Origin of the sequence: Gordonibacter pamelaeae 7-10-1-b (assembly GCF_000210055.1) — a bacterium.
Taxonomy (GTDB): Bacteria; Actinomycetota; Coriobacteriia; order Coriobacteriales; family Eggerthellaceae; genus Gordonibacter; species Gordonibacter pamelaeae.
Window position 1 is genome coordinate 2134571 of sequence record NC_021021.1, and the last position, 2901, is coordinate 2137471.

The 2901-nt window shown below is 67.2% G+C and carries 2 protein-coding genes; both read right to left on the minus strand.

Annotation, left to right across the window (positions count from 1 at the left end; translation table 11 throughout):
- Nucleotides 1–1242, minus strand: a 1242-nt coding sequence (locus tag GPA_RS09840) for a UDP-N-acetylmuramoyl-L-alanyl-D-glutamate--2,6-diaminopimelate ligase (protein WP_041239428.1), incomplete at its 3' end; no start/stop codon positions are given.
- Nucleotides 1243–1251: 9 nt separating this feature from the next.
- Nucleotides 1252–2901, minus strand: a 1650-nt coding sequence (locus GPA_RS09845; protein WP_083809053.1) for a peptidoglycan D,D-transpeptidase FtsI family protein, incomplete at its 5' end; no start/stop codon positions are given.

The following is a 2901-nucleotide window of genomic DNA, read 5'->3' on the forward strand; positions in this document are numbered from 1 at the left end:
CTCGTGGCGCGGGTTGTCGCTCGTCACCACGGCGTAGTCGGCCGCGAGCGCGGCCTTGCCCATGATGGAGCGCTTCGACGCGTCGCGGTCGCCGCCGCAGCCGAACACGCAGACGGTGCGCCCGCGCGTCAGCGCCATGATGGACGAAAGCGCCTTCTCCAGCGCGTCGGGGGTGTGCGCGTAGTCCACGAACACGGCGATGCCTCCGTCGCACGGCGCGCTCACGCGCTCCAGACGGCCGGGGATCTGCGGTGCCTCTTCCAGCGCCTCCACTATCACGTCGGCCGGGATGCCCAGCTGCAGCCCGATGCCGAAGGCGCACATGACGTTCTCTACGTTGAACTTGCCCACCAAGGGGTAGCGGAAGCGGTGGCGGCTACCACGCACGTCCAGCTCCACCTCGGTGTGCGTGGGGGCGTAGCGCACGTCCACGGGATGGATCTGCGCCGCGGCGTCGAAGCCCGTGGTCACGATGCTGTCCTCGTTCGTGGCGCAGCGGCGCAGAAGCTCGCGGCCCCACTTGTCGTCGATGCAGATGACGCGGCGGGCCGGGTAGTCCTTGCCGAACAGGCGCGCCTTGGCCTCGAAGTAGGCCTCGAACGTGTGATGGTAGTCGAGGTGGTCCTGCGTGAGGTTCGAGAACGCGGTCACGGCGAACGTCGTGCCCCACGTGCGCTCCAGGTCGAGCGCGTGCGAGCTCACCTCCATGGCCACCACGCCGCAGCGCTCGTCGCGCATGCGCGCGAGCAGCTTCTGCAGGTCGGGCGACTCGGGCGTGGTGTGCGCCGTCTTCTCCTGCTCCCCGCCTATGCGCACGCCCACGGTGCCGATGACGCCCGTGCGCTTGCCGGCCACGTGCGCGATGTGCTCCACGAGGTAGGTGGTGGTGGTCTTGCCGTTCGTGCCGGTGATGCCCACGAGCGCGAAGTCCTTCGAGGGGTGGTCGTAGAAGTTGGCCGACGCGGCCGCCATGGCCTTGCGCGTGTCGGCCACCACCACCTCGGTCACATCGGTGGCGTCGGCCAGGTACACCTTGCGCTCCACCACGAGCACCTTGGCGCCGCGGTCGATGGCGTCCTGCGCGAACGAGTGGCCGTCCGCCGTCAAGCCCACGATGCAGAAGAACGCGTCGCCCGGCTGCACGCGGTCGCTGCGGTAGGCGATGCCGCCTACTTCCTCGTCGGCGTTGCCGATGACGGTGCAGTCAATTCCTGCGAACAGGTCGGTGCAGGTTTTCCCCATGGCTTGTCCTCACTCAGGCATTATCTGGAATCGGTCGATGGCAGTTGACATTATATCCTTAAATACCGGCGTGACGATGGAACCGTATTCCGTCTCGTTGGCACCCACAAAACAAACCAATTGGGGACCCGTGGAGTCGGCTATGAAGCCGGTGAACGCCATGTTGTACACGCCTTTGCGGTAACCGCCGTTCACCTCGTCGTAGATCTCCGCCGTGGAGGTCTTGCCCGCCACGTTGTACCCCTCGATAGCGGCGTCGGTGCCTGTGCCCTGGCTGACCACGGTCTTGAGCATGTCGGTCATGTCGGAGAGCGCCTTCTCGCTGCCGATGACCTTCTCCGTGGCGTACTCGGGCGTCTCCCCAGACTGCGGCTTGCCGATGAGGAAGTGCGGCGTGCACTCCACCCCGTCGTTGGCGAGCGCCCCGTAGAAGCGCGTCATCTGCAGCGGCGTCACCGACACGCCCTGGCCGAAGCTGATGTTGTAGGCCTGCACCTTGCCCCACTTGTCGAACGGCAGGAGCGATCCCAGGTACTCGGTGCCCTCCTCGCCCTCGCCGGGGTAGTCCACCCCGGTGCGCGTGTGCAGGTTGTACTCGTTGATCTTGTTGTACAGGTTCTCGAAGCCCGACACCCCGTTCGCGGTGGCGTTCTCCGTGGCCAGCGAGATGCCCACGTTCGACGACTGGTCCATGATCTGCTCCAGCGTGAAGGTGGCGTCGCCGCGGTCGTGCGCGTCGGAGATGATGTAGCCGTCGGCCTCTATCTCGCTCGGGCAGAACAGCTCGCTCTCGGGCGTCATGGTGCCCGACTCCAGGATGGCCATGGCCGAGACGGACTTGAAGATGGAGCCGGGCTCGAACAGGTGCGTGACCACCTTGAGCTCCGTCGCGCCGGCCGGGATGTTCTCGCGGTCGTTCGGGTCGAGCAGCGGAAGCGACGCGGCGGCGTAGATCTCGCCCGTCTCGGCGTCCATGACCACGGAGCTGCCGCCGTTGGAGGTGAGGCCCTCCTTGTCGGCCAGCAGGCGGTCCTCCACGTACTGCTGCAGCTCGATGTCCACGGATATGATGATGTCCTGGCCGTCCACGGCAGGCGTCTCCTCGTGCACGCCGCCGGGGATGGGCGTGCCATCGCGGCCGCGCTCGGCCTCGTAGCGGCCGGGCTCGCCGGACAGGATGTCGTCGTAGTACTTCTCCAGGCCGCTTAGTCCGTTGCCGTCGATGTCGGTCAGGCCGACGATCTGCGCGCCCACCCGTCCGTTGGGATAGGTGCGCTTCGTGTCGGCGATGAAGTAGATGCCCTTGAGGTCCAGGGCGCGCACCTGGTCGGCCACGGCGGTGTCGGCCTTGCGCTGGATGAACGCGAACGTGGAGGTGCCGGCGGACAGCGCGTTCTGGTAGTCGGCCGCCTCGCCGCCCAGCACGCCGGCCAGCGCCGCGGCCGTGCCCGGCAGGTCCTCCACCTCGGAGGGGTTGGCGTAGATGGTGGTGGCATCGACGCTCACGGCCAGCACCGTGCCGTTGCGGTCGTAGATGGTGCCGCGCCTCGGCTCGATGTCGAAGCCCACCGTGCGCGCCTGCTCGGCCTGCGCGGCATAGGACGGCGCCACGATGACCTGAAGGTACACCAACCGCACGAGGAAAAGGGCCGCGACGAC